22 protein-coding genes are annotated in these 22,486 nt (G+C 43.6%); 11 read left to right on the top strand and 11 right to left on the bottom strand.

Annotation, left to right across the window (positions count from 1 at the left end):
* Positions 1-68: 68 nt before the first annotated feature.
* Positions 69-2,273, top strand: a complete 2,205-nt coding sequence (locus CO230_RS04630; RefSeq protein ID WP_122027523.1) for a RelA/SpoT family protein — start codon at positions 69-71, stop codon at positions 2,271-2,273.
* Between the two features lie 8 nt (positions 2,274-2,281).
* The gene (gene nhaA, locus CO230_RS04625; protein ID WP_122027522.1) at positions 2,282-3,454 is read left to right on the top strand and encodes a Na+/H+ antiporter NhaA; all 1,173 of its coding nucleotides are present in this window, start codon (positions 2,282-2,284) and stop codon (positions 3,452-3,454) included.
* Here nhaA and CO230_RS04620 read toward each other — a convergent pair.
* Positions 3,451-4,443, bottom strand: a complete 993-nt coding sequence (locus CO230_RS04620) for a YihY/virulence factor BrkB family protein (RefSeq protein ID WP_122027521.1) — start codon at positions 4,441-4,443, stop codon at positions 3,451-3,453. The genes nhaA and CO230_RS04620 overlap by 4 nt on opposite strands.
* 31 nt (positions 4,444-4,474) lie before the next feature.
* On the opposite strand from CO230_RS04620, the gene CO230_RS04615 reads away from it, so the two are divergent.
* Genes CO230_RS04615 through CO230_RS04605 form a run of 3 tightly spaced genes read left to right on the top strand, consistent with a single transcriptional unit; the run spans position 4,475 to position 6,124 of the window.
* Entirely contained in the window at positions 4,475-4,948 is a 474-nt protein-coding gene (locus CO230_RS04615) for a 23S rRNA (pseudouridine(1915)-N(3))-methyltransferase RlmH (RefSeq protein ID WP_122027520.1), read from the top strand.
* Positions 4,949-4,971: 23 nt separating this feature from the next.
* Positions 4,972-5,754, top strand: a complete 783-nt coding sequence (locus tag CO230_RS04610) for a HipA family kinase (RefSeq protein WP_122027519.1) — start codon at positions 4,972-4,974, stop codon at positions 5,752-5,754.
* Positions 5,741-6,124, top strand: a complete 384-nt coding sequence (locus CO230_RS04605) for a DUF3037 domain-containing protein (protein ID WP_122027518.1) — start codon at positions 5,741-5,743, stop codon at positions 6,122-6,124. The genes CO230_RS04610 and CO230_RS04605 overlap by 14 nt, the downstream gene beginning before the upstream one ends.
* Before the next feature lie 33 nt (positions 6,125-6,157).
* Here CO230_RS04605 and CO230_RS04600 read toward each other — a convergent pair whose 3' ends face one another.
* Both CO230_RS04600 and CO230_RS04595 read right to left on the bottom strand, forming a co-directional pair.
* The gene (locus tag CO230_RS04600) at positions 6,158-8,485 is read right to left on the bottom strand and encodes an ATP-dependent helicase (RefSeq protein WP_122027517.1); all 2,328 of its coding nucleotides are present in this window, start codon (positions 8,483-8,485) and stop codon (positions 6,158-6,160) included.
* Between the two features lie 134 nt (positions 8,486-8,619).
* Positions 8,620-9,054 carry a cold shock domain-containing protein gene (locus CO230_RS04595; protein WP_122027516.1) on the bottom strand — a complete coding sequence of 145 codons (435 nt, stop codon included), beginning with the start codon at positions 9,052-9,054 and terminating at the stop codon, positions 8,620-8,622.
* 358 nt (positions 9,055-9,412) lie between these two features.
* Here CO230_RS04595 and CO230_RS04590 point away from each other — a divergent pair, with 358 nt between their 5' ends.
* The 3 genes from CO230_RS04590 (at position 9,413) to CO230_RS04580 (ending at position 13,197) form a co-directional block, all read left to right on the top strand.
* On the top strand, positions 9,413-10,726 hold the full coding sequence (locus CO230_RS04590) for a M16 family metallopeptidase (RefSeq protein WP_122027515.1): 1,314 nt from the start codon (positions 9,413-9,415) through the stop codon (positions 10,724-10,726).
* A 3-nt stretch (positions 10,727-10,729) separates the two neighbouring features.
* Positions 10,730-12,775: a M16 family metallopeptidase gene (locus CO230_RS04585; RefSeq protein ID WP_122027514.1), complete on the top strand. Its 2,046-nt coding sequence runs from the start codon at positions 10,730-10,732 to the stop codon at positions 12,773-12,775.
* A 167-nt stretch (positions 12,776-12,942) separates the two neighbouring features.
* Entirely contained in the window at positions 12,943-13,197 is a 255-nt protein-coding gene (locus CO230_RS04580; RefSeq protein ID WP_122027513.1) for a hypothetical protein, read from the top strand.
* A gap of 10 nt (positions 13,198-13,207) precedes the next feature.
* Here the strand turns inward: CO230_RS04580 and CO230_RS04575 are convergent, their stop codons facing one another.
* Both CO230_RS04575 and CO230_RS04570 read right to left on the bottom strand, forming a co-directional pair.
* The gene (locus CO230_RS04575) at positions 13,208-13,573 is read right to left on the bottom strand and encodes a PleD family two-component system response regulator (RefSeq protein ID WP_122027512.1); all 366 of its coding nucleotides are present in this window, start codon (positions 13,571-13,573) and stop codon (positions 13,208-13,210) included.
* A gap of 14 nt (positions 13,574-13,587) precedes the next feature.
* Positions 13,588-15,435 carry a PAS domain-containing sensor histidine kinase gene (locus tag CO230_RS04570; RefSeq protein ID WP_122027511.1) on the bottom strand — a complete coding sequence of 616 codons (1,848 nt, stop codon included), beginning with the start codon at positions 15,433-15,435 and terminating at the stop codon, positions 13,588-13,590.
* Positions 15,436-15,603: 168 nt separating this feature from the next.
* Between CO230_RS04570 and secG the strand changes: the two genes are divergently transcribed.
* Positions 15,604-15,945 (top strand): preprotein translocase subunit SecG, encoded by a 342-nt coding sequence (gene secG / locus CO230_RS04565; RefSeq protein ID WP_122027510.1) that lies wholly within the window; start codon positions 15,604-15,606, stop codon positions 15,943-15,945.
* Positions 15,946-15,986: 41 nt separating this feature from the next.
* Here the strand turns inward: secG and CO230_RS04560 are convergent, their stop codons facing one another.
* Genes CO230_RS04560 through recR form a run of 3 tightly spaced genes read right to left on the bottom strand, consistent with a single transcriptional unit; the run spans position 15,987 to position 18,301 of the window.
* Positions 15,987-16,832, bottom strand: a complete 846-nt coding sequence (locus CO230_RS04560) for a glycosyltransferase family 2 protein (protein ID WP_122027509.1) — start codon at positions 16,830-16,832, stop codon at positions 15,987-15,989.
* Positions 16,829-17,635, bottom strand: a complete 807-nt coding sequence (locus CO230_RS04555; RefSeq protein ID WP_122027508.1) for a glycosyltransferase family 2 protein — start codon at positions 17,633-17,635, stop codon at positions 16,829-16,831. Before CO230_RS04555 ends, CO230_RS04560 begins: the two co-directional genes overlap by 4 nt.
* A gap of 54 nt (positions 17,636-17,689) precedes the next feature.
* Complete coding sequence (recR, locus tag CO230_RS04550; protein ID WP_122027507.1) at positions 17,690-18,301, bottom strand: recombination mediator RecR; 612 nt, start codon at positions 18,299-18,301, stop codon at positions 17,690-17,692.
* 162 nt (positions 18,302-18,463) lie between these two features.
* Between recR and CO230_RS04545 the strand changes: the two genes are divergently transcribed.
* Together CO230_RS04545 and CO230_RS04540 are read left to right on the top strand one after the other, a co-directional pair.
* Positions 18,464-18,964, top strand: a complete 501-nt coding sequence (locus CO230_RS04545) for a hypothetical protein (RefSeq protein WP_122027506.1) — start codon at positions 18,464-18,466, stop codon at positions 18,962-18,964.
* 20 nt (positions 18,965-18,984) lie between these two features.
* Positions 18,985-20,427 carry an aminoacyl-histidine dipeptidase gene (locus CO230_RS04540; protein WP_122028890.1) on the top strand — a complete coding sequence of 481 codons (1,443 nt, stop codon included), beginning with the start codon at positions 18,985-18,987 and terminating at the stop codon, positions 20,425-20,427.
* 61 nt (positions 20,428-20,488) lie between these two features.
* On the opposite strand, the gene CO230_RS04535 is transcribed toward CO230_RS04540, so the two are convergent.
* The 3 genes from CO230_RS04535 to CO230_RS04525 all read right to left on the bottom strand — a co-directional run bounded on the left by CO230_RS04535 (position 20,489) and on the right by CO230_RS04525 (position 22,346).
* Positions 20,489-20,821, bottom strand: a complete 333-nt coding sequence (locus CO230_RS04535; RefSeq protein ID WP_122027505.1) for a 2Fe-2S iron-sulfur cluster-binding protein — start codon at positions 20,819-20,821, stop codon at positions 20,489-20,491.
* 223 nt (positions 20,822-21,044) lie between these two features.
* Positions 21,045-21,227, bottom strand: coding sequence for a hypothetical protein (locus tag CO230_RS04530; RefSeq protein WP_122027504.1), 183 nt, complete (start codon positions 21,225-21,227; stop codon positions 21,045-21,047).
* A 66-nt stretch (positions 21,228-21,293) separates the two neighbouring features.
* On the bottom strand, positions 21,294-22,346 hold the full coding sequence (locus CO230_RS04525; protein WP_122028889.1) for an NAD(P)/FAD-dependent oxidoreductase: 1,053 nt from the start codon (positions 22,344-22,346) through the stop codon (positions 21,294-21,296).
* Positions 22,347-22,486 lie beyond the last annotated feature (140 nt).

Here is a 22,486-nt window from a genome sequence, read left to right as displayed (position 1 = left end):
TTTTAAGTCAAATCCCTGAAAAAATCTCTATTTTTACATATTTTCGTTACATCAAAGCAATTTCTTACATGGTTTACGATCTAGAACAGGAAAATAAGGAAATACTCGCTCGCTATAAAGACCTCATTTCCAACACCTACCGAACACTTGATGAAGAACAGAACAAACTGATCCGCAAGGCGTTCGATATCGCCCTTGATGCCCACAAAGACCAACGGCGAAAGACAGGTGAGCCTTATATTTATCACCCGATTGAAGTGGCAAAAATAGTCGCCAACGAAATCGGTCTTGGTGCCACATCCATCGCGTGCGCGCTGTTACACGACGTGGTAGAAGACTCAGATTATACTTATGAGGACTTGCGGAAACGGTTCGGCGAGAAGATTGCCAACATCGTAAACGGGCTCACGAAAATATCGGTGATGAACCACCAGAACATCTCGATACAGTCTGAAAATTACCGTAAACTGCTGCTGACATTATCCGAAGATTTCCGGGTGATTTTGATTAAGATCGCCGACCGTTTGCACAACATGCGCACACTGGAAAGCATGTCGCCGGATAAACAGAAAAAAATTGCCTCAGAAACGGTATATATTTACGCACCACTCGCGCACCGTTTGGGACTGTATAACATTAAATCTGAGTTGGAAGACCTTTCGCTGAAGTTCAATAATGCGGAAGTTTATTACGACATTTCGAGAAAACTAGAGCTTGCTAAGGAAAGCCGCGAACGTTACATCGAAGAGTTTAAAAAAGAAGTATCTGAACAACTGAGTGCGGAAGGACTTAACTTCTCCATCAAAGGGCGGGCGAAGGCGATCTCGTCGATTTATCGGAAAATGCTCAAACAGGGTGTTACCTTCGATGAGGTTTACGACAATTACGCGATCCGGATCATTTACCGTTCTGATGCCAAGAACGAAAAATTCCTGGCCTGGAAAATCTATTCTATCGTTACAGACCTCTATCACAGCAATCCGCAGCGGATGCGCGACTGGATCTCGAGGCCGCGATCTACAGGTTACGAAAGTCTTCACCTGACCGTTTTGGGCCCTGATAAGAAATGGATTGAAGTACAGATTCGTTCAGAAAGGATGGATGATATTGCTGAAAAGGGCGTCGCTGCGCATTATAAATACAAAGAAGGTTTCCGGCAGAATTCTGACGAAAAAAACTTCGAGAAATGGGTAACAGAAATACGTGAAGTCCTAGAAAATCAACAATCACTGACCACCACCGAACTGCTGGATAACATCAAGCTGAACCTATACTCCAAAGAAGTATTTGTGTTTACGCCAAAAGGTGAGATCAAGATCTTACCCATTGGTTCTACCGCGCTGGATTTTGCCTTTTCCGTACACTCAGATCTTGGGACGAAATGTCTCGGCGCAAAGGTGAACGGTAAACTGGTGCCTATTTCTTACGTTTTGCAGAATGGGGACCAGGTGGACATCCTTTCTTCGCAAAACCAAAAGCCAAAAGCCGACTGGCTGGAGTTTGTAGTTACCTCCAAGGCCAAATCGAAGATTAAAGCTATCTTAAATTCTGAAAAAAACACGCTCGCTGAAGAGGGTAAAGAAATTCTTCAGAGGAAAATGCGCCATGCAAAACTTAATTTCAACGATGAGGAGATTAATAAAATGCAGAAATTCTTCAACCTGAAAACCTCGCAGGACCTTTTCCTGAGTTTCCAGAACGGCAGTTTAGACATCAGCGATATTAAGAAATATACCGAAGGGAAAGGCTTACTCAGCAACTTCATTCAGCGCTTTCGCAAGTCACCTTCCAAGAACGAGGTCCTCCACGGCCTGCCGGACACCAATCTTGATTTGATCGTTTTTGGGAAGGATGAAGAAAAGATGAACTATACCTTCTCGAAATGCTGCACCGTGATCCCTGGCGACCGAATCTTTGGTTTCATTACTATTTCTGATGGTATAAAAGTGCATAACGATAATTGCCCGAACGCCATCAACCTTCGCGCGCAGTACGATTACAGGGTGCTGCCTGCTAAATGGGTGAATGAAGAAAGCTTCAAAAACAGGATAAAGATCGAAATCGAAGGACTTGACCGTATGGGCATGATTAATGACATCACGGCGGTCATCAGCAACTCCATGAACATGGATATGAAGAGCATGTCGATAGAATCTAACAACGGGATCTTTATCGGCAACATCAATATGGAAGTGCGCAACAAGAGCCAGCTTGAGGAAACCTTCAAACAACTGAAAAACATCAACGGCGTTTCGCGCGTAAAACGACTTTAATATACAATATGCTGATTACCAATTATTTCAAGAAATTCCTGCACAGCTCGCAGTCCTCCGGTATTTTACTGATCATTTGCGTGATCACATCATTGCTCATTGCAAATTCGCCGTGGGCTACATCTTTCCAACACCTTCTGGATACTTCTGTCGGCACCAACACTTTCGGACTGAATTATGCGCTCAGCATTTGGATTAACGATGGTTTGATGGCGATTTTCTTTTTACTGGTCGGCCTCGAGATCAAGCGCGAAATTGTGGAAGGGGAACTTTCGAGTTTTAAGAATGCCTCCTTGCCCATTGTGGCGGCGTTAGGCGGGATGGTAGTTCCTGCGGTGATTTATTCTTTATTCAATCAAGGCACACCTTATGCAAAAGGCTGGGCCATCCCAATGGCCACCGATATTGCCTTCTCGCTTGCGATCCTCTCGCTGCTTGGCAAAAGAGTGCCGGTTTCACTTAAGATATTCCTGGCAGCATTGGCTATTGTAGATGATCTGGGGGCAATTGTGGTCATCGCCCTTTTCTATACGGATCAACTGCATTATGAATATTTGGGGCTGAGTGCTGTAATGGTACTGGTGCTTATCCTTCTGAATTATCTAAAAGTTACGCGACACATTTTGTATATCATTCCGGGCTTGTTGCTTTGGTATTTCATGCATCATTCGGGCATTCATGCGACGATTGCGGGGGTGCTGCTGGCCTTTACCATTCCTACAAATGTTTCAGTAACCGAGATTTCCCCACTTGAAAAACTCGAACAAAAATTACACCTGCCTGTTAACTTCCTTATTATGCCTTTGTTTGCGCTAGCCAACACGAATATCACCTTCAAAGCCGGTATGTTAGAAGGACTTTTCAGCAGTTTGGGTTACGGCATCATCTTTGGGCTTGTGGTAGGAAAGATGGTTGGGATCAGCTTCTTTTCATGGCTTTCCATAAAATTAAAAATAAGCAGTTTACCTATCCGAAGCACTTGGCCACAGATGATCGGTACAGCGTTGCTGGCGGGTATTGGCTTCACGATGTCCATCTTCATCGCGTTACTTTCGTTCAAAGGTCATGCGGAAATACAGGATGAGGCAAAATTTGCCATCCTCGTCGCCTCCCTGATCGCAGGTTTCAGCGGATATATAATCCTCAGAATCCTTGGGAAGAAAAACAAAGAAGATATTTAGGCTTTGATGGTATGCGCCTCATCGGGATCATCCAAGCCGGGTAATTCGGTAGCGAAATTCTGAGTGGCACCGATCATTTCATCCGCGATCATTTTCTCAACACGAACCTTTTTAATGGCAATATTCAGTTCATTACCCAAAAGGATAAGAATGATGTTAATATTCACCCATACCATTACCAGAATGATGGTCCCGATAGAGCCATACAGTACGTTATAGCGGGCAAAATCGCGCACATAGATGGCGAAGATATAAGTAAGAACCACAAAAAGTACCGTGGTGAGTATGGCACCTGGCAATGCCTGTTTGAAAGAGGTAATCTTAAGACAGCCCACCCAATAGAATAGCGCCAGCAAAATAAGATAAAATACCGGAAACGAAATAAAACCGATAATCCTGCTCATGTTCTTCACAAACCACGAGATGTTGATTTCTGGGGTGAAGAGCTTCAGCACCACCTCACTGTAATACACGCCCAGCAGCGAGGCAATAATAAGTATCACAAAAGCAATGGTAATCGCAAACGCCACCAGATATTCCTTCACTACACCTCTTTGCAGATTGGTGTTTAGGTTAAAACCATTGATGAGCGAATGCGTACCGTTCACCGCGAAAACCATCGCGAAAATAATCGTCAGGTTGCTAATGTTCTTCATGTTCGGGATGATGTATCCCTGAATATATGAAGTAATATCCTGCTGAATATGTGCCGGAAAGATATTGTACATCAGCACCTCAAAAATATAAAACTGCAGCTTATCGTAATGTGGCAAATACGGCAGTAAAGAAAGAAGAAACAGAATGAAGGGGAAAAGACTCAGAAAAAAACTCCACGAAATACTCGCCGCGCTGCGCCCGATCTGCATCTTGAAAACTCCCTGCCCATAAATTTCAAACATTTTCCACAACGAAATGCCCAAAAAAGGGATGTGTAAGTCATCCAGATACGCATGGATTTTCAGCAGGAATTTAGGAGTTTTAATGCCCATTAATCTATATTTGCAGGCCCAAAGGTAAGAAATGAGAATCAATTTAGTGTGTATCGGCAAAACCGATGACAAAGAAATCACCGCACTTGTGCACTACTACCAAAACCGCTTGCCCAAGCACTGGAACTTCGACTTCATCCAGATACCTGATGTCAAAAACGCCAGAAGCCTGTCACCCGAACTGCTGAAAAAAGAAGAGGCAAAACTCTTTCTTCAACATACCGAAAGTACGGATCTTGTTATCCTGCTCGATGAAAAAGGCAAGCAGTTTACCAGCCGCGAATTTGCCGCAAAGATTGATGGATGGATGAATTCTTCTATCAAGAAAGTCTCTCTATTCATCGGTGGCGCATACGGTTTTTCTGAAGAAATCCATCAGCGTGCGAACGAGAAAATCTCGCTGTCGAAAATGACTTTCACGCATCAGATGATCCGCCTTTTCATTGTAGAGCAACTTTACCGTGCCGACCAAATCTTGCAGGGAAAACCTTACCACAACGATTAATTTTTAATGAGTAGATTTGTTTCATGAGCCACGATTTATCTTTGCGTACCGTAACTGTGATGCGCTACATACTGCCACTTCGCGAGGGCGGCTCGCTGCCTGCGCTTGCTGAGGCGGATGACGATTTTAAATACGTCCTGAAATTCCGCGGTGCCGGCCATGGCGTAAAAATGTTGATCTCTGAACTTTTAGGCGGCAAAATCGCAGAACTTCTCGGACTTCAAATTCCGGAGCTGGTATTTGCCCATCTTGATGTGGATTTCGGCAGGACCGAAGCAGACGAAGAAATTCAGGATCTGCTGAAATTCTCCGAAGGACTGAATTTGGCGCTGCATTTTCTCTCAGGCGCAATCGCTTACGATTCTTCGGTAAAAATTGATCCCTTACTGGCTTCAAAAATCGTATGGCTTGATGCGTTTATCACGAACATCGACCGTACACATAAAAACACGAACCTGCTAATGTGGCACAAGGAGCTTTGGGTGATTGATAATGGCGCATCCTTCTACTTCCATCATTCGTGGATGAATTTCGAAAGACACGCGTTAAGCCCCTTCAGTTACATTAAAGACCATGTATTGCTGTCGCAGGCTGCTGCGCTTGATGAGGCCGATACGTTCGCAAAATCGGTTCTGAATGAACACAATCTGCGCGAGATTGTAGACCTCATCCCGTCAGAATGGCTCGAATGGGACGATACTGAAGATTCCCCCGAAGAAATAAAGGATATTTATTTCAACTTCCTGATGACACGCCTGGCAAACTCCTCTAACTTTGTAAACGAAGCAAAAAATGCAAGAGCCTAAAATTTACGAATACGCTGTGATCCGCCTTGTACCGAAGGTAGAGCGTGAAGAGTTTTTTAACATCGGGCTGGTAATGTTTTCAAAAAAAGCAAAATACATCCGTGCTGAATTTCATCTGTGCCCAAAGAAATTTCAACTCATGCATTCAAAACTCGATTATGAGGAGGTACAGAAAAACCTTGATCATTTCCGTCAGGTGGCGAACGGTGATAAGACAGGCGGCGAAATCGCTGGTTTCGATATTCCCGAGAGATTCCGGTGGCTTACCGCAGTGCGCAGCTCGGTGATCCAGACCTCGCGCCCACACCCGGGGAAAACAACGGATTTGGATCAAACATTCGAGCGGTTGTTTGATGAATTGGTGAGGTAAAAGCTTTGGTCGTGCAGCTTCGCATTGCCACTATTAAATCTTCGTCAGCTTCGCAAACTTTAAAATTAAATTCTTTTCCCCTTCATGCTGGAATTTCACTTTTGCCTTAATGTTCTGCGGATCGGTACCGTCTAAAAACAACACTTCACCTACCCCAAAACGGTCGTGACGGACCTGGTCGCCTACTTCAATATTTTCTGAGGAAGCGCCACTTGGGTTGATGATCCTTGCGGTAGCCACGGGTTTCAGGTTTTGCGCGATGGGTTGTGGTTCACTGCGCTGGATGGTCTTTTTATCATCTTTCTTGCGGAAAGATCTAGGTTCAGCCGGTCCATCATCAAAAATATTTGACTTTAGCCCCGAATGATTGACAAAACGGCTTTCCACGGCCGGATTTATAAACTCCAGATATTCCTGGTCCACTTCACTCAGAAAGCGCGAAGGTTCGGCATCGGTAATTTTCCCCCATTGGAAACGCTGTACCGCATAAGTGAAGTACGCCTGCTTTTCGGCGCGGGTAAGGGCAACGTAAAACAGCCGCCGCTCTTCCTCTATTTCCTCGCGGGTGGAAGTACTCATAAAACTTGGAAAAAGATTTTCCTCTAAACCAACCAAATGTACCACAGGAAATTCAAGTCCTTTTGAAAGGTGGATGGTCATCAGCGACACCTGGTCGCCTTCCTCTTTTTTATCGTTCTGGGTATCGGCCGAGAGCGCGATATTCTCCAAAAACCCTGATAATGATGGATCGCCGTCTTCCAACTGCTGCTGCTCCTCGATGTATCCCTGCATGGAGTTCATCAATTCCTGCACGTTTTCTACGCGCGAAATTCCTTCAGGTGTTTGGTCATCTTTCAGAAATTTAATAAGTCCGCTGCGTTTGGCCACTTCCATGGCTACATGATAGGCGTTTTCGGTTTTCAGCATGACCTGAAAAGCTTTAATCATCGCCCAAAAATCTGAAAGTTTGGTCAGTATCCCATTATTCAGGCCAAGTTCTGGTGCATAATGCCCTAAATTATTAAGCACTTCGGTCACCGGAACATTTTTTCGGTCCGCAAAAACAATGAGTTTATTCTGCGTGGTTTCGCCAATGCCGCGTGCCGGATAGTTAATAATCCTGGTTAGTGCCTCGCTGTCGTTTTCATTAATCAGAAGCCGCAGGTAAGCCAGTAGGTCTTTTACCTCTTTCCTTTGATAGAAGGACAGGCCGCCATATACACGGTATGGGATGTTTTTTCTTCTTAAAGCATCCTCAAACGCACGCGTTTGTGAGTTGGTTCGGTACAGTATGGCAAAATCTGTAAACCTGCGCTGTTGTGAATTGTGAAGCTCCCAGATGTTGGACGCTACGAAATTAGCCTCATCAGCATCAGAAAGTGAACGGTAAACTTTTATCTTTTCGCCTTCTTCATTATCACTGAAAACGTTTTTCTTAAACTGCTGAACGTTCTTGGCTATAACAACATTCGCTGCATTTACAATGTTTTGGGTGGAACGGTAGTTTTGCTCCAGCGAAACCGTTACGGCATCCGGGTAGTCTTTTTTGAAGTTAAGGATGTTGTAGATATTAGCGCCACGGAAGGAATAGATAGATTGCGCGTCGTCGCCTACCACACAGATATTCTCGAATTTTGAAGCAAGCGCTTTTACAATAAGGTACTGCGAATGGTTGGTATCCTGATACTCATCAACCAATATGTACCGGAAACGGTCTTGGTATTTTGCCAGGACCTCCGGGAAACGCGTGAGCAATTCGTTGGTCCGCAGCAGCAGATCATCAAAATCCATCGCGCCGTTTCGGAAGCAGGTTTCTACATATTTTTGGTAAATGGTGCCCATGTGCTTCATGTTCGCGCGCTCATCGCCTTCGATAAGCTCCGGATTGTTGAAATAGGCTTTTACCGTAATGAGGTTGTTTTTATAATTAGAGATGCGAGCCAATACTTTTTTGGGTTTATAAAGGTCGGCATCAATATTCTGGTCTTTCAAGACTTTTTTAAGCACATTAAGTGAGTCCTGGGAATCGTAAATCGTGAAATTGGAGGGAAACCCCAAATAATGAGCTTCACTACGGAGAATCCTGGCAAATACCGAGTGGAATGTGCCCATCCAAAGTGATCGGGCTTCACTTTGCCCTACTACTTTAGCGATACGTTCCTTCATTTCCTTCGCCGCTTTATTGGTGAAGGTAAGGGCAAGAATGTTGAAAGGATCTACCAGGTTGGTAATCAGGTGGGCAATACGCATCGTAAGCACCCGGGTTTTCCCGGATCCGGCGCCAGCAAGCACCATCAGCGGCCCTTCAAGTGTGGTAACGGCCTGATATTGTGCTTCATTTAATCCTTTCAAATAATCCATCTGTGCAAAAATTTTTGGGCAACAAATTTAGTGAAATATCCAGCGAAGTCAAAGCTATAAAATCATGTGCTGACTTGCTGAAATACAGAAAGCTCCGTGCGGAGCTTTTTTTCGTGCTGAGGATGATCCGCAGTTTATTTAACAAGCTGGATGTTAATTGCAGAAAATCCTTTTGGTGATTTTTCTTTTTCAAAGGATACTTTGTTACCTTTCTTCACTTCCTGCGCACAGTTATTTTCGTGGAAGAAGATATTTTCCTTGGTATTGTTTTCGGTGATGAAACCATATCCCTTATCACTCAGGAAGGTAACGATACCTGTTTTTACAGTTTCCTCTGCCTCAATAGGCGCTGCGCCCAGCTGTATATCATCCAGGTTTACCCCTTCGCGCTCTTGCTGGTCTGGCGGTGTAGAAGTCAACTGACCGTTGGCATCTACGTACAGGAACATCTCCGTAAGATCTTTGCCTTTATTGTTGTTGCTTTTACGCTCTTCGCGTTTTTGGGATTTCTCCTTTTGTTTTTGTTGTTTTTTCTTTAAATTTTCTTTTTTCGAGAAAGAATCTGCCATATAATATTGTAGTATTAAAAATTTTTTGATTATAAATTCAGCTTCCGTGAAGCGGTGATTTCAGAAGGTATCGCGGTGGATATTTCGGAATAACATAAAGGCGCTGCGGATAAAAAACTGATAGGAATACGGTACTATAACGGATGAAAATCGCAGAACTGCCTTGTTCAAGTGCAAAGATACGCATTTTAAATGAAATAAGCATGACGATGCAGCCATTGTAAAATCTTTAGCTATAAACGAAGAATCTTGGATATTTGAGATCAATTTACATCAAACACTAATTTATACGCAGAAGTGAAAAAATAATGTAACTTTAGAGGGTTAACAGGTACCAATTAACTAAATTTTACAGTTTATGAAAAAAAGACTTCTTTCTGCTGCCGCAGCCGCATTCCTTGGGATTACGGCGTACGCACAGCAAATTAAATTTGAGGAATATGATCTCCCCAATGGGTTGCACGTAATCCTGCATCAGGATAATTCTGCTCCCGTGGTGACTACCGGTGTGATGTACCATGTAGGCGCAAAAGATGAGGCCGTGGGCAGAACGGGAATGGCACATTTCTTTGAGCACCTGCTGTTTGAAGGAACCAAGAACATCAAGCGTGGCGATTGGTTTAAAATTGTATCTGCCAACGGCGGAACAAACAACGCCAATACCACAAACGACCGTACCTATTATTATGAAACCTTCCCCTCCAACAACGAGCAACTTGGCCTGTGGATGGAAAGCGAAAGACTGAAAAGCGGCACCATTAACCAAATTGGTGTAGATACCCAGCGCGAGGTGGTGAAAGAAGAGAAACGTCTTCGGATGGACAATCAACCGTACGGAAACCTATTTACAGTAGTACAGAACAATCTCTTTACCAAACACCCTTACCATTGGTCGACCATTGGCTCCATGGAAGATCTGAATGCTGCACAACTTTCAGAGTTCCAGGATTTCTACAAGAAATATTACGTACCAAATAACGCCACATTGGTGGTAGCCGGCGACATCAACCCAGAACAGACGAAGAAATGGATCAACGAGTACTATGGCGACATCCCAAAAGGAACCGTTTACCCGAAAAACTTCCCGAAAGACGAACCGATTACCAAAGAAAAAGAAGTTACCGCCACGGATAAGAACATCCAACTTCCTGCATATGTTTTCGCGTACAGAACGCCATCAAACAAAGAGAAAGACGCTTATACCCTTAACATGCTTTCCTCTTACCTAAGTGAAGGAAAATCATCGGTGCTTTATAAAAAATTAGTAGATCAGGATAAAAAAGCACTCCAGGTACAGGCCTTTAACATGGGCCTCGAAGATGCCGGCATCTTTGCATTCTTCGCTATTCCGATGGGCGCCACCACAAAAGATACGCTTCAGAAAGACATAGATGCGGAAATTAAGAAACTTCAAACAACTTTAATCTCAGAAGAAGATTATCAAAAACTTCTGAATCAATACGAAAATCAATTCGTGAACGCCAACTCTTCCATACAGGGTATTGCAGCATCACTGGCGACCAGCCACGTTTTATTGGGTGACACCAATCTAATCAACAAAGAGCTTGACATTTACCGTTCAGTTTCTCGTCAGGACCTTATGAACGCCGCTAAAAAATACCTAAACCCTAACCAAAGAGTAGTCATTAACTATCTACCTGAAAAAAAATAATCCATGAAATACCACTTTAAATATATCGCGGCAGCATTTTTAATTTCAGGCACGCTGTCTGCACAGACCATCGATAAGGACCAGATGCCCAAACCCGGCCCTACCCCTACCATCAACATCACTAAGCCTAAAACCTTCACGCTGAAAAACGGACTTACCGTAATGGTAGTCGAAAACAATAAATTACCCCGCGTGAACATGAGCCTTTCGATGGACCGCCCGCCCATCTTTGAAGGAAAAATTGCAGGAGTAAGCCAAATTATGGCCGACCAATTAGGAAACGGAACCACCACGCTGAGCAAAGAACAGTTCAATAAAAAAATTGATTTTCTGGGCGCAAACCTCTCCTTTTCTTCAGCAGGTGCCAACGCCAACACACTTTCAAAATATTTCCCGCAAGTGCTTGGTTTAATGGCTGATGCCATCGTGAACCCTAAATTCTCAGCAACAGAAGTCCAGAATTCTAAAGAAAGAATGATTGAAGGCCTTAAAGCAGATGAAAAGAATGCAAGTGCTATCGCCATGCGGGTGTCTAACGCGCTCACTTATGGTAAAAACACCTCGCGTGGGGAATTTGAAACCGAGGCCACGATCCAAAACGTGCAACTTACTGATGTACAAGACATGTACAGAAAATACTACGCGCCAGATAATGCCTATCTGGTAGTAGTTGGTGATGTAAAGTACAATGATGCCAAAAGACTGATTGAAAAGGCATTCGCAAACTGGAAAAAATCCGGGACACAATTCGCAGCCTTGGAGCCGGCTACCAATCTGGCAAGAACAGAAATTAATGTCGTAGATGTGCCCAACGCGGTACAATCGGTAGTTTCGGTAGGGAACATCCATACTTTAAAGATGAATGATCCGCAGTACTTTCCATCCATTATCGCTAATTACATCCTTGGTGGCGGTGGCGAATCCAGACTGTTCATGAACCTTCGCGAGAAAAACGGTTTCACGTATGGCGCCTATTCATCCCTCACTGCCAGCAAATATACCCCAGGATTTACTGCAAATGCCAGCGTAAGGAATGAAGTCACCGATAAAGCTGTTAAAGAATTCATGAACGAACTGCGGGAGATTTCTACCGTAAAGCCTGACGAGTTAGCCAACGCAAAAGCGAAACTGAAAGGGGACTTCATTCGCTCGCTTGAAAGCCCTGCCACCATTGCAAGATTTGCAGTAAATGAAAAAGTGCAGAATTTACCTGCGGATTTCTACACCAATTATCTGAAATCTATTGATAAAGTAACTGCCGCAGACGTATCTGAAGCAGCGAAAAAGAACATCCTGCAAAACCAAAGCCGCATCTTCGTGGCCGGTAAAGGCGCCGATATCACCGAAAGTCTGGAAAAACTGGGCTACCCCGTGAATTATTACGATGCTGAAGCCAACCCAACAGCCAAACCCTCCACAAAGACACTTGATCCCAGCATCACGCTACAAACGGTAGCTGATAAGTACATCAACGCAATTGGTGGCCTGGCTGCGGTACAAAAGGTAAACTCCATCACTACAGATGCTTCCGCTAAAGTACAGGGCATGGATATCCAAATGAATATGTTGCGCGCAAAAGGTGGGAAAACGAAAATGGAGGTTAAAATGATGGGAAATACCCTTCAGAAGATTACGTTTGATGGCAAAGACGGATATATGGAAGCACAAGGACAAAAAATGCCTTTAACAGACGACATGAAGAAGGAGTTTGCTGCCTCAGGCGAACTCTTCCCTGAACTGATGTTTACAAAATTCGCCGATTATAAGCTTAACGGTATCGAAAAAGTGAATAACGAGGATGCTTACGCCGTAAAGCATGGTACAACTACCTATTACTACAGCGTAAAATCTGGGTTGAAAATCGGAGAAACCAGAGTACAGAAAGGCCCACAGGGAGAAATGACTGTACCTACCACCTTCTCTGACTTCAAAACAGTATCGGGAGTGTTGATGCCTTATAAAATCGCGCAGAACATGGCTGGTATGCCGGTAGAGTTCAGCGTAACATCTTATCAGGTAAATCAGGCAAAAGATACAGATTTTAAATAATGATTGATAAGAATTAGATGATTACGGCAGCTTTTATCGGCTGCCGTTTTTTTTTATGGATTATATGGTGCATGAGAACGAATAGCTTAAATCTTAAAAAGGTGTTATCATTTCTTAAAAAAGGCATAAAAATTGAAGCTAAGATTCTAACTTAAAAACAATTAGCCATGTCTGAAAATATACTTTCTTTAGAGGATCTGAAATTTCTTGAGAAACTTCACGCGCATTATGGTCTGGAATATATCAGGTTCGATGATTCGGGGATTAAACTGAACAATCAGAAACTTTTTGAAGATGATTTGGCAAAAACAGATTATTTTAATCTACTTACTGAGATCTCCAAGAAACTTAAATACCGTTTAAACTCGAATTTCCAGATGAATTTTACTACATCTTTCAATTTCGATGTAGTTCGGGTTTGATAGACAGAAATCAGGAAGTCAGTTGGTGCAGTTTATCCACTACTTCCTCAATCTCAAAAGGTTTTGCAATAAACGCGCTTGCGCCAGAATGGTAAGCCGTATTTTCGAGTCCACGCGCGGCTGACATCATCACGACTGGGATGTTCTTAGTGGTCTCATTTTCTTTTAATTTCTTACAGATATCACGGCCATCTTCGCCGGAGAGCCAAATATCAAGCATAATGAGATCTGGTTTGGAAACAGATTCTACGAACTGAAATATCTCTGATCCACGCTCGAAAGCGTTTACATCAAACCCTTCAAAATCCAACATTACCGATAGCGAGTCTAGGATCGCCGTGTCGTCATCTACAATTACAATTTTCTTTGAATTCATCTTTGCATCATAAGTTAAGGTTGGGCCAGCGGCAGCGAAAAATAGAAAACTGATCCTTTGTCAAGCTCGCTTTCCACCCAGATTTTACCATTGGATCGTTCTATAATCTGTGCTGCAATGTACAGTCCTAAGCCCAATCCCGGATACGTATTTTCCTCATCACCACTCACACGATAATACTGCTCGAAGACTTTATGGATCTTCTCTGCGGGCATACCGATACCAAAATCCTGCACACAGAATATGATGTTATTGCCGTCTGCTTTGGTTTGTACCACAATGCGTTGTGCCTCGGGTGAATATTTGATTGCGTTGGAGATTAAATTACTCATGACCTGGGCAATCCGTTCTTTGTCAGCAAAAACCATACCCTCGCTTTCCATGTAGACTTCAATTTTATGAGAAGTGGACATTTGTTGTTCTTCAACCGTTTCTTCCACCAGTTTTGCGAAATTGAACAGGTGTTCATTCAGATGAATCTTACCGGCATTTATTTTTGTAACATCCAAAAGGTCAGCGATTAAGGAAGTGAGTTTTACGACCTGCATATCCATCTTATGTGCGAATTCTGCATTTTTTTCATCACCGCTTTTCTTCAGCATTCTTTCCAGGACTTGTGCATAAAGTTTCAGGGAAGTAAGCGGTGTTTTAAGTTCATGGCTGGCAATACCAAGAAAAGTATCTTTCTGTGAAACGAGGTTTTTAAATTCATTAATATCTGTAGCGGTGCCAATCCATTTTATGATGTTACCTTCATCATCAATAACAGGCGTAGCACGGCTTAAGTACCAAATATATTGCCCGGCGGCTTTACTGAAAAGCCTGTATTCGAGTTCAAAATTCTTTTTTGTGGCGACTGCATTGCGCCAGAGGAGGCGGTGCTTTGCCCGATCATCAGGATGTATGAATTTTCCAAAATCGAAATCCTCTATCTCCATTTCTTTGCACCCAAACAAGTCGCTCATGTTGCGGCTGCAGAAGTCTATTTTGCCATCTGGCTTGGCTGTCCAAACCATTTGTGACATCGCTTCGGCGAGCGTGCGGTATTCATATTCATTAGACTGGGCTTTCTGGCGTGCATTTACCAATTCTGTTACGTTAACAGCGACATTCATGATGGCATAGATCTCACCATTAGCATCGTGAAGAGGTTTGTATGAAAAATTGTAATAGAAGGTCTGTAGAACGCCATCTACCACCAGATCTACCCTGTCCTCCTGTGCGATATAGGTTTCGCCGGTTTCGTAAATACTCTGTAGAATCTGCACAAATGGTTGCCCTGCAAGTTCGGGGATGGCGTCTTCAAGTTTTTTACCGATTACGGAGGCATCTTTACCCCAGGTTTTAATCATTTTATCATTGGCGAATTCAATAATTAAATCGCGACCACGGTAAATTGCGGTAGAATAATCTGAAATCAGCAGCAATTCTTTGAAGCGGAGTTCACTTTCGTGAAGTTTTTTATCCGAGAGTACTTTATCCGTCACCTCTGTTGCGACCACGCTGATTCCGGTAACTACCCCTTCATTATAAATAGGTGAATACACAAAATCGAAATAACAGTCCGTAGGGATGCCATTTTTGATAAGTACGGCCAATACTTCATTCCCCTTAAAAGGGATACCGGTTCGATAAACATCTTTCAAGATTTTAGGAAAACCCTGATCGCGAATTTCGGGGAGCGCTTCTATAATCGGCAGCCCAATTACACTACGGTCTTTGCCCCAAAGTTCGAGGATCTGCTCGTTGGCAACTTCTACGATTTGTTCTTCTCCCATCAACATGGCCAATGCTACGGGTGCCTGACTGAAAAGTGTGGTTAATGAATCAAAACTCACATGATTAAGGAGAAAATTTTTCATAAGGCAAATTAAAACATTTTTTATCTTTAATAACAAAAATTAATACCCATCGGCCTAAGTATAACATCGGATTACAGTCATTTATATTAATGACCGCAGTTTTGCATAAATAAACTGCAATTTTAAAAATAATAATTATATTTGCAGTTCGAAAATCTAAAAAACGGAATGGGCACAATATTTACATTATTCATGATCCTCATCATCATTCTTAGCGTTCTGCTAATAATCATTATTATGGCACAGAATCCTAAGGGTGGCGGACTTTCCGGTACTTTCGGCGGTACATCCTCCGCACAGTTCGGGGTACAGCGTACCAATGATTTTATGGAAAAAGCAACATGGATCTTGGGTGGAAGCATCGTTGGCTTAATCCTACTGAGTGTCATCCTTACTGCAAAGCCTTCCATCGCGATACCGAAAGCACCTGTACAGAAGGAGACATCTGCACCGCAAACCGCACCGGGGACCAATAATCCGGCTACGCTGCCTGCAGCAGCCGCAAAATAAGAGATTATTTAAAAGATATAATAATTGAAGAGGTATAAAGTTTATGCCTCTTTTTTGTGCAGTTTCCTTTTCTCAAGATAATGGCGAAACTGAAGACCTACCGACAGAAGCCAGTGCTGCAACGGTTTGGTCTCCTTGTAGTATTTATCCACGAAAATCTGCATCGCGCCATAAAAACGCTGCAGATACACCGCGTCTTTCACGGTACTTTCGCCTTTATGATGAAGGATAGAGGCTTTACCGTAATACCAGTTGCTATAATTTTTCCTCAGCAGCGTATAACAAAGGTCGATGTCTTCACCGTACATGAAGTAACTTTCATCCAAACCATCAACTTCAAGATAAAGTTCGCGTTTTATCAGTAGAAAAGCACCGGTAATTACCTCTACTTCAGCAATTTCATGTTCCGGGACATCATTTCGGTAATAGGATTTTGCTTGCTGTCGGCGAAAGCCTGTAAATAGCTTCTCGAAAGAATTGAACATATCCGGCACCGACCGTTTACTTTCTGGCAGAAACTGCCCTGAAGCATCGTGCATCCTAACGCCAAGGCAGCCCAAATCTTTCTGGGCATCCGCGAAATTTAAAATTTCGGGCATATCATCTCCTTCAAATTCTGTATCAGGGTTCAGCAGCAACAGATAGTCGCCCTCCGCAATTTTGGCGGCCGAATTATTGGCTACCGCAAAACCGCGATTTTCATCTGCGGCGATAAATTTCACCTGTGGGAATTCATCCCTAAGCATCTGCCACGAATGATCCGGCGAAGCATTATCAATCACGATGATTTCGTGGGTGATGCCTTTCAGATATTTTTCAGCTGAAATAAGACATTTTCGCAGCAGATCCGCCACATTATAATGTACCATGATGACTGATAGTTTCATTTCCCTAACAGATTATAAAAATTGTGACGAGCCAATCTCACCAGATACTTTAATTTATAAAACAGCCTGTACGATAAAAACGCTACGTTGCTGATGGCTTCTAGATCCCGCATACCCCGCAGATTTTTCTGGAAACCACGCTCCATTTCCCGCAGATTCGCTGAAAGTCCCGATACGCCAAATGAACGTTTACCTGCCCCCGTGATGACCAAGGAGTCATCAAGAATATACATTTTGTGATTAAGTGATATCCGCAGCCAGTAATTCAGGTCTTCCGCGTAACGCTGGTTGGGATCAAAAAAACCGGTATGCCGCAAGATCTCTTTCCGGAAGATCACGGTTGGCGTAGGCGCGCCATTACGCAACATCAGTTTCCGGAACGTCATAGCAGCCAGATGATGTTTGCCCACCCGATAGGGGAAACGGATGCGGTCTCCTACGCGCAGACACGACAGAAAATCAATATTCAAATGAGCATCAAGGAGCAAGTTCAACTGTTTTTCCGTTTTCTCTGGGAGCCATTCATCATCCGCGTCCAAAAGCGCGATAAAATCGTGACTGGCCATTTGTAAACCTGCATTGCGAGCCTTGGAGGCACCACCATTTTCCTGATGGATTACACGAATGTTCATCTTCGGATGCTGTGCTCTGAAACGCGCGATCACCTCAGCGCTTTGGTCTGTAGAGCCATCATTAACTACAATGACTTCAAAAACACCGTCCCACGTCTGTTTCTTTACAGACAGCAGTGCTTTTTCAAGGGTTTTTTCGGCGTTGTAAACAGGGATGATAACAGAAATCACGGTAAGAAAACCATTTTTGGCAAGGCTAAAATAACGATTTCCGGGGAATAATCCTTAGTCTTTTTCTGTGTACGGCAGGCGGTTCTGTATAGAGCGGCCGAGGGAGATCTCATCAGCATACTCCAGTTCATCCCCAACTGAAATACCGCGGGCAATGGTGGAAAATGACACGCCCGAATTTTTAAACTTTTTATAGATGTAATAAGCCGTGGTATCACCTTCCATCGTAGCGCTGAGCGCGAATATAAGCTCTTTGACCGTGGCGTTCTCAAGTTTCTTCCCAATGGATGAAATATTTAGCTGGCTGGGTCCTACCCCTTCCATCGGCGAAATTTTACCTCCCAAAACCAAATATTTACCCCGGTATTTACCCGTATTTTCTATCGCCATCACATCGCGTACGTCTTCTACGATGCACAATACATCGTCGCTTCGTCGTTCATCTGCGCAGATTTCACAGATCTCAGCATCTGAAAAGTTATGGCAATTACGGCAGTATTTAATATCTATCACCAGTTTCTTGAGCGAGTCTCCCAATGAAATGGCCTGGCTGTCGGGTTGCTTCAACAGGTGGAGTGCCAACCTCAGTGCCGATTTTTTACCAATACCGGGAAGTCCGGAAATTTCTTCAACTGCTTTGGCTAATACTTTACTTGGATAATCCATCGCACAAAAATAGTTTTTTAATTATACAAAGTACAAACAATCAGGCAGCGACAACTGTTAAGAAACTGCTAAATAACAATTGATTTCTAAAGGTGAACCTGCATCTCCACCGTCATAGCGCCAATATTTATTATCTTTGGATCTTTATTAAAATTTTCATCAATGAAAGTCTTAAAATTCCTCATAATCGCATCATTGACAGCATCTGTGGCTTGTAGCAAAGAATCTAATGAAATCTCCGGCATACCTGCCGACACTTTATCGGTAATGCTTCAGGACAGTATCCAAACCAGCGATTTTACCAAAGACACGCTACTTTTAGAAACCTTTGCCATTCCGCCCGAGGTGGAAGGTTGCTCTTGCTACTTCGCGAAAGACGAACAGGAATTTGAAAGACAGCAATTCATTTACGCAGATGATTACGGCAGCAGCGCTTACCTTAAACTGGACGGGAAACTGGTGAAGATCCCCATGAACGAAGGCGATTTCGACCCCTCAAATTTCAAGAAGACCATTGAAAACGCCCAATATCGCGTGACTATGAGTGGGAAACAACTGAGTGCCCAAGAAGAATTGATGATATTTGAAGGCCAATTAACCGTAGAAAACAAAAGCAGCGGTGAAAAAGTAACTACGCCGATCTTTGGCGAATGCGGCTGCTAACATTAAAACAATATAATGATATGAATATTTCAGGACTAGAACCACAACCCATCTGGAGAAATTTTGCAGCGCTGAATGCCGTACCAAGACCTTCAAAAAAAGAGGAACAGGTGATTGCTTTCATTAAGAATTTTGGTGAGAACCTCGGGCTGGAAACTTCCGTAGATGACACCGGAAACGTGCTTATAAAAAAACCTGCGACTGCGGGTATGGAGGACCGAAAAACCGTCGTACTGCAATCGCACCTCGACATGGTACACCAAAAAAACGCTGATGTACAGTTCGACTTTGCCACACAAGGAATTGAAATGGAGGTAGACGGCGACTGGGTGAAAGCCAAAGGCACCACACTGGGCGCGGATAACGGTCTGGGCGTGGCAGCCATGATGGCAGTTTTGGAAAGTACAGACATCGCGCATCCCAGTATTGAAGCACTTTTCACCATCGATGAAGAAACAGGGATGACTGGCGCCTTTGGTCTGAAACCAGGTCTGCTGCAAGGCGAAATCCTATTGAATCTGGATACGGAGGAAGATGACGAAATCGATATCGGCTGTGCAGGCGGCATAGATGTTACGGCTACACAATCTTACCCTTTGCAAGAGGCAAATGGCCAAATCGTAAAGATTGAAATAAAAGGATTACAGGGCGGCCACTCTGGCATGGATATCCACAAAGGACTTGGCAACGCCAACGTGCTGCTCGGGCGACTGCTGTACACGGGTATTGAAAATGAAAACATTCAACTTGTTACCATCGATGCCGGCGGCCTCCGGAATGCGATTCCGCGCGAAGCGAACGCAGTGGTTTCCGTTCGTAACGCAGAAGAGTTCATCAACCAGGCTGTCGCGTTGAAAGCCGCTACTTTAGAAGAATTTTCCGCTGTCGAACCCAATATTTCCATCAATATCGAACACAGCACTTCGGTTGAGAAAGCCCTATCAGAAAAAGATTCCCGAAATATTATTCTTGCACTGAAAGCCGCACATAATGGTGTGTACCGAATGAGCCCTGATGTGGCAGACCTTGTAGAAACCTCTAACAACATCGCTCGTGTAGAACTTAAAAACGGCGAACTTAAGATCCTTAACCTGTCACGCTCCTCGGTAGAATCTACCAAATATGCGGTTGCTGAGCAACTGAAATCGGTGTTTGAACTGGCTGGGATGAATGTGAAGTTCAGTGGATCCTATCCTGGGTGGAAACCAAAACCGGGCTCGGCAATTGTAAAACTGATGGAAAACATCTACGAAAAAGATTTCGGTACCAAACCTCATGTTGTAGCGGGCCACGCGGGACTGGAGTGTGGCATCATCGGCGCGAACTATCCCGAGATGGAAATGGTGAGTTTCGGGCCCACAATACGTGGCGCACATTCACCGGATGAGCGTGCGAGCATCAGTTCAGCACAGAAATTCTGGTCCTTCCTGAAAGAAATCCTGAAAGAAATCCCTAAGAGATAATTAAATAAAAATATCCAGAACAATGCGTTCTGGATATTTATTTTTCTAAGGAATCTTAATTCTAAGGATACGGTGCAATCGCCACCTCTAAGCCATCAATCTCTGGACTGATGCGGATCTGACAGCTAAGTCTTGAATTATCTTCCACATGGAAAGCTTCGCTAAGCATAGCGTCTTCTTCCGCATCCATCGGCACCAGTTTTTCAGCACCGCCGGTAATGTAAACCTGACAGGAAGCGCACATCGCCATCCCGCCGCAAACCCCAATCGTACCTTCATCTGCAAGTTCAAAGGAGCGGATGACCTCCATCAGGTTCATCGACATGTCGGTGGGCGCTACGATTTCGTGTGTATCCCCATTCCGGTCGGTAATTTTTAAATTAATATCCTGCATTGAATGATTTTAATTATGAATTTTTAAATTATGGATTAATCCTACACGCTGTTCTAAGCAAGTAAATTTTTAAGTCTTTTTACTACCATCACCATTGATTATCCCTTTTCCTTGATTATTATCCTTGTATCTATATTGCCTGAAACTGATGTTTCGGTTTCGGGTTTTGGTTTTATTAAATCTTTATATTTAACACCATAAAATTACAAATGCAGCACATAAATCAAATAATTATTGTGTTTTTATCTAAATAAATGGGCAGAACAAGCGTCCCGTTCATTTCTGTGGGTGTCCCGTCCATTTCTGCGGGTGTCCGGTCCATTTCCACAAGCGTCCCGTTCATTTCTACAAGCGTCCGGTTCATTTCTTTAGGTGTCCGGTGCATTTCTACCAATATCCCGTTCATATATGCAGGTGTTTGGTAGACTTCTGTGATGGATTGACTCTTTTTTAAACGTTGTGAAAAGACACCTTAATCAATCTTCTTTACCACAGCTTTCTCCGCTTCTTTTCGGCTGCCATCGAAACCATCCACTCCACTTACCGTGGTATATTTCAGTACATATTTTTTCCCGGGATTCAGCATGTTATACACACTCTGGCACATCAGCGTAGCTTCGTGGAAACCACAGAGAATCAGTTTAAGTTTCCCTGGATAGGTATTGATATCGCCAATCGCGTAAACACCGGGTATATTGGTCTGATAATCAAGCGCGTTATTTACCACGATGGCATTTTTTTCAATCTCCAGGCCCCAGTTAGCCAAATCGCCGAGTTTTGGTGTAAGACCGAACAATGGTATGAAGTAATCAGTCTCCAGGTCAAACGTTTCGCCATCTTTTTCGATGGTAATCGCGGTAACTTTACCCTCTCCTTTGATACCGGTAACTTCTGCGGGGGTAATGAGGTTGATTTTGCCCTGATTTTTCAGGTCCTGCACTTTTTCTACGGAATCCAGCGCGCCCCGGAATTCATTACGGCGGTGGATGAGGGTAACCTCTGCGGCAACATTGGCCAAAAAGATGCTCCAGTCGAGGGCAGAATCGCCACCACCTGCGATCACCACTTTCTTATGACGGAAATGCTCTGGTTCTTTAATGAAATATTCCACGCCTTTTTCTTCGTATTCAGCGATATTCTCGATGGCTGGTTTCCGTGGTTCAAATGTCCCCAGTCCACCGGCAATAGCTACCGCTTTGGCGTGATGTACGGTACCTTTGTTGGTGATGACCTCGAAAGTGCCGTCTTCAAGTTTAGTTAAGGTCTGTGCAGTCTCGCCAAGGGTAAAACCGGGCTGAAACTGCTTGATCTGCTCCATCAGGTTGTCAACAAGATCCCCGGCGTTAATTGATGGGAAGCCTGGTATATCGAAAATAGGTTTCTTTGGGTAGAGTTCTGTAAGTTGTCCGCCTGGCTGTGGTAACGCGTCGATGAGGTGACATTTCATTTTCAGCAAACCTGCCTCAAATACAGCAAAAAGCCCTGTAGGCCCTGCTCCTATAATCAATATATCGGTTGTAATCATTAGTGAATATTTTGTTTCAATCGCCAAATTTAAGAAAAATAAAAGAAGCAAAGCCACGCATAAGGGGTATAAAGGGCATAACGCTACACAAAAAAGTGTCAAAAAGTAGGGTGATATAGTATGGCAAATTTTTTGCAAAA

The sequence above is a fragment of the Chryseobacterium sp. 6424 genome (genome assembly GCF_003692615.1).
Taxonomy (GTDB): domain Bacteria; phylum Bacteroidota; class Bacteroidia; order Flavobacteriales; family Weeksellaceae; genus Kaistella.
This window is presented reverse-complemented; position numbering and strand designations above follow the sequence as displayed.